This is a genomic window from Campylobacter showae CC57C, assembly GCF_000344295.2.
In the GTDB taxonomy this organism is placed as follows: domain Bacteria; phylum Campylobacterota; class Campylobacteria; order Campylobacterales; family Campylobacteraceae; genus Campylobacter_A; species Campylobacter_A showae_B.
Map to the genome: position 1 here is coordinate 1 of NZ_AOTD01000254.1, position 5387 is coordinate 5387.

The 5387-nt window shown below is 49.0% G+C and carries 4 protein-coding genes and 1 pseudogene; all 5 read left to right on the plus strand.

Annotation, left to right across the window (positions count from 1 at the left end; all coding sequences use genetic code 11):
* Window positions 1-407 (plus strand): annotated as a pseudogene (locus H740_RS10400) (hypothetical protein); the annotation flags it as partial.
* Window positions 408-418: 11 nt separating this feature from the next.
* The gene (gene fldA, locus H740_RS10405; RefSeq protein WP_002953717.1) at window positions 419-910 is read left to right on the plus strand and encodes a flavodoxin FldA; all 492 of its coding nucleotides are present in this window, start codon (window positions 419-421) and stop codon (window positions 908-910) included.
* A gap of 294 nt (window positions 911-1204) precedes the next feature.
* Window positions 1205-1720: an S-ribosylhomocysteine lyase gene (gene luxS, locus H740_RS10410; protein ID WP_002953718.1), complete on the plus strand. Its 516-nt coding sequence runs from the start codon at window positions 1205-1207 to the stop codon at window positions 1718-1720.
* Window positions 1721-1928: 208 nt separating this feature from the next.
* Entirely contained in the window at window positions 1929-2504 is a 576-nt protein-coding gene (locus H740_RS10415; protein ID WP_002953719.1) for a hypothetical protein, read from the plus strand.
* Between the two features lie 475 nt (window positions 2505-2979).
* Window positions 2980-5319, plus strand: coding sequence for a molybdopterin-dependent oxidoreductase (locus H740_RS10420; protein WP_231679357.1), 2340 nt, complete (start codon window positions 2980-2982; stop codon window positions 5317-5319).
* Window positions 5320-5387 lie beyond the last annotated feature (68 nt).

Here is a 5387-nt window from a genome sequence, read left to right on the forward strand (position 1 = left end):
CCCCCAAGCCCCCCGCCGCAAGGCTTATACTCATGCTAAAATCCCAAAACGGAATTTGTTTTGACGCGGACATAATGTTTTCTCAGTTTGTTTATGATAAAATACGCGCCAAACATTTTGATAAAAACGTTTATTTTCAAGACGGGATTATCTTTGCGGAGCAGGACGGGCGCAAGCTTTTTGGCGTTATGCCGTGCTTTAAGGAGATAACCAAAGAGCGGTTTCATCTGGCTAACTGCGAGATCGCTAAAGGCTTTGAGGCGCTTAGCGGCGGAGAGTTTGACAGGATGTTCATCGTAGCTCCGAGAAACGCGAATTTCTCGCGCTACATCGAGGTCAGACGGGAGTGCGGATGCGGCGGATCGCTGCGACTGGTGCCCTACACGATAAGTCATCATATTTTTTAAAGGAAATTTAAATGATAGGTATCATTTTTGGAAGCAGTATGGGAAATACTGAAGAGGCGGCGAGCTTTTTAGCCGAGAATTTGGGGCTAGAAAACGAGCTTTTAAACGTAGCAAACTGCGACGCGGCCAAGCTAAACGGCTTTGACAAGCTGATTTTGGGCGTTTCTACCTGGGGTACGGGCGACCTGCAAGACGACTGGGACGCGTTTGATTTTGGCGGACTAAAGCTTAGCGGAAAGACGGTTGCGATATTTGGCACGGGCGATGCGGAGAGCTACGCGGATAGCTTTTGCGGTGCGATGGGCAAGCTATACGATGAGGTCGTAAAAGCTGGCGCAAACGTAGTGGGCGCAGTGTCCGTGGACGGATATAAATTTGACGAATCAGAGGCCGTAAGAGGCGGTAAATTCGTCGGTCTGCCACTTGACGCGGACAACGAAAGCGAAAAAACCGAGCCTAGAATCAGCGCTTGGATAGAGCAGATCAAACCCCATTTTGCTTAAAATTTAATACTTCTAGTCGGGCTTTTTGCCCGATTTTTTCTTTCAAATTTTTAACTCTTTTTTATATCAGAATTTGACTTTGCCGCGCTAAATTTGAGCTAGTTTCCGTCAAATTTTTACATTTATGCGCACCGCATTAAAGCGATTTTAGCGCGTGAGGGTTACTTAAATTTTTTAAGGCTGCTTGATAGCCAACTGAGCTAATTCGGGCTTTTAATTAGCTCAAATTTGAGCTAGAATTTAGTAAATTTAGCTAAAATCACGCCGAATTTATGTTAAAAATAAGGAGAAAGTATGCCTCTACTAGATAGTTTTTGCGTCGATCACGTGAGGATGAACGCGCCCGGAGTGCGTCTGGCAAAGACGATGAAAACGCCAAAGGGCGACGATATAAGCGTGTTTGACTTGCGTTTTTGCAAGCCAAACGAGGAAATCTTGCCCGAAAAAGGCACGCACACGCTAGAGCACCTATTTGCGGGCTTTATGCGAGATCATTTAAACGGTAAGGGCGTTGAAATCATCGACATCTCGCCGATGGGATGCAGGACGGGCTTTTATATGAGTGTGATCGGCGTACCTAGCGAAGATGCGGTTAAAGCCGCATGGACGGCGTCTATGAAGGATATCCTGGGCGTCAAAAACCAAGAAGACATCCCCGAGCTAAACAAATATCAGTGCGGCACGTACAAAATGCACTCGCTTGATGAGGCGCACGCGATCGCAAGCAAAATTTTAGAGCGCGGACTAATTACGATAAATAACGAAGAGATCGCGCTAGACGTCGCTGCGATGGGGCTTAAAAAACACTAATCGCTCGTTAAATTTAGCCGCCGTTCGTGCGGCTTTTGCTCTCGCGGCAAATTTGAGCAAATTTCAAATTTGACCCAGTTTGCCGCACTCTTGCTTCAAATTTTACCATTTTTAATATATAAAATCCGCTTCGTAATAAAATATAGTGATGTAATTTTAAGCCGTAAATTTATAAAATTACATTAATAATTTTTCTTAAGGAAGTGCGATGAAAAGTTTTAAATTCGTTTTGATCGCGGCCTGTGCGGCGGCGATAGGCTTAAACGCCGAGGTTTTGACAAAGACGACCGATATATCGCTAGGCGGTAAAAAGGTCGGCAAGATCGAGGTTTTAACGCCGGTCGAAGTCGTCTCCAAAGACGGCGCAAAGGCTAAAATCAAGATAAAAGGCGCCGTTTCGGCAAACTACCTAGCTCAGATACAGCGAAGCGTCAAAAACGCCGAGATTTTCACGGTTTTTGACGCCGAAAGCGAGACAAATTTTAAGAAAATAAAAGAGGTCGAGGACGACTACGGTGAGCTTTGGTATGAGGTCGAGGGCACGTACGAAGTTGCCACAGACGCGCTAGGTAGCGACGCAAACGCGCTATACAAACAGGCTCAGCAAAAGTACGAGGAGACCTGCTCGGCGTGCCACCGCTTGCACGAGCCAAACAGCTTTACGGCGGCTCAGTGGCCGGCAAATTTACAGTCGATGATCGATACGAACTACGTCTCGCTAGAGGAGACGGAGCTAAATTTGATCGTTAAATACTTGCAGCATAACGCAAAAACCGTAGAATAGGGCTTTGGCGCGCCTAGCGCCCAGATCAAATTTGCTCGTCGCTTGAAGCGTAAAATTTAGCGGCGTTTGTTCTTTTAAATTTGGATTTTATGTTTTATGGGGGCAAATTTAACGCTACCGGCTTAAATTTCTGGCGCCCTGCTTGCTAAACAACCACATTGCAAAAACAAGCGAGCGCCGCTAATAAAATATGGGTTTTAAAAGTAAATAACGGAAAACGAGTCGCCAAATCTCGCCGGTGCCGCAAGTATCGGCGATTTGGCTTTGCTTGGGTATGCGACTTCGCAACTGCAAGCAGAAGGGGCAGGGAGTATTATGCTCTCTGTTCGCAGCAGGGGCTTGCTCCTGCGAGAATTAAATAAGGGAGAAACCGATGAAAAGACGAGATTTCATCAAATTTTCGGCCTTGGCGGCTACGGCTGCACAGGCTAGTAGGATAGAGGGCGTCAAGCAGACGATTTTCGACAACAAAAAAGTGTTCGGCGCAAACAGATTCGGCCCGTTTTGGGTAAATTTAAACTCATCGCAGATCGTTTCGGTTAGCGAATTTGAGGGCGATAAATTTCCAAATACAATGAACTATAGCCTGCCCGACTCCGTGCAGAACGAAAACCGCGTGCTCTATCCGATGGTGCGCAAAAGCTATCTAAAAGCAAAAGGCGCGGTAAAGAGCGAACTGCGAGGTAAAGAGGAGTTCGTGCGCGTTAGCTGGGATACGGCGCTTGATCTAGCAGCCAAAGCCTTAAAAGAAAACTTCGACAAATACGGCGCCGAGGCTATCTACGGCGAGTGCTACTGGTGGGGCGGTAGCGGTAAGGTCAGCTGGGGTCGTACGGTCGCGCACAGGATGCTAAAAGTACTAGGCGGCTACGTAGAAGAAAGCGGCGACTACTCGACGGGAGCGGGTCTAGTCATCATGCCTCACGTGCTAGGCGGTAGCGCGGTTTACGACGCGCCGACGAAGTGGAAAGCTATCGTCAAAAACGCTAAAAACGTAGTATTTTGGGGTACCGATCCTGTCGTAACCAATCAAATCTCATCAGTCCCTCCGACTCACGACGGATACGTAGGCATGCAGGAGCTCAAAAAAGAAGGCATCAAAACCTATAGCGTAAACGTCATGGTAAACGACACTGCGCGCTACTACGGCAGCGAAAACATCATCGTACGCCCAAATACCGACACCGCGCTCATCATCGGTATGTGCCATTATCTGTTTACGAACAACCTCTACGACGAGGAATTTATCAAAAAATACACGGTCGGATTTAATAAATTTAAAGACTACTTCCTCGGCACGCAAGACAAAGTCGTAAAAGACATCGAGTGGGCGAGCAAAATTTGCGGCGTACCTGCGGGCACGATAGCGCAGTTTGCTACGCGTCTAGCCAAAGAGCCTACGACCGTACTGATCGGCCGCGCGTTACAAAGAGCCGACCACGGCGAGCAGCCTTTCTGGGCGCTAGTGGCGCTAAACGCGATGCTAGGACACGTGGGCAAAGAGGGGCTTGGGTTTGAGTTTAGCCTAGGATACGACTCTGCGGGCGCTACGGACAAGATCGCTCCGGTGCTAAAAGGCCTAAGCACGCGCATCGACGAGAGATACGAAAACGTAGACGGCGCGCCGTGGAAAACGACTAAAAACATCACTATCCCGTCCTCTCGCAGCATCGAGGCGCTAGAGCATCCGGGCAAAGAGATCGACTACGACGGCACTAAGATCAAGCTGCCGCACATGAGAGTGGCGTACATGGCCTCGGGCTCGATGTTTACGCGCCATCAGGACGTAAATAATATCGTAAAACAGTGGCGAAAATTTGACACCGTTATCACCGCCGAGCCATACTGGACTAGCACCGCAAAATTTAGCGACATCGTGCTGCCGGTAGCTATCGAGGTTGAGAGAAACGACATTAACCAAACGGGCGCTACGGGCGAATACATCGTGGCTTATAGGCCGGCGATAGAGCCGATGGGCGAGAGCAAGAGCGACTTTTGGATCTGCGAGCAAATTTGCAAACGCTGGGGCAGAGGCGAGGTATTTAGCGAGGGCAAGGACGAGCTAGGCTGGATGAAGGAATTTTACGCCGACGCGGCCGAGCAGGCTAAGGGGCTAAGTTTAACCATGCCTAGCTTTGAGGAATTTTACGAAAAAGGCTACGTGAGGTTTGAAAAAGACAACACGGAAACCGAACTATACACGCGTCTAGCGGCCTTCCGCGAAAATCCCGCCAAAAACCGCCTAGGCACTCCGTCTGGCAAGATAGAGATCTACTCGCCGACGATAGCGAAGATGAACTACGCCGACTGCCCGCCGATGCCTACGTGGATCGAGCCAAAAGAGTGGCTAGGCAACGCTAGCAAAAAGTACCCGCTACACGTCGTTAGCCCGCACTCTCGCTACCGCCTGCACAGCCAGCTAAACAACTCTATAATTAGAAATTTCGCCGAAGTTAGCGGTAGAGAGCCGGTTTTAATAAATCCAAAAGACGCCAAAGAGCGTGGCCTAGCCACTGGCGACGTTGCGCGCGTATTTAACGACCGCGGCGAGATACTAGCGGGCGTGCTAGTCACCGACATCGTGCCCGAGCACGTCGTAGCTATCTGCGAGGGCGCGTGGTACGACCCTGAAAAATGGGGCGAAAAGAGCCTTTGCCAGCATGGCTGCGTAAATGTGCTAACCTTTGACAAAGGCACGTCCAAACTCGCGCAAAGCAACTCGGCTCACACCGTGCTTGCGCAGATTGAGAAATTTAAAGGGGAGATTAGGCCGATAACGGCGTTTAGCAAACCTAAAATCCTACAATCTTTGTAGAGTTTAACGCGTCGTCTCGCGAGCGCTTTTGAGAGAGATTTGAAATTTTAAGTCTGCGGCAGACTACT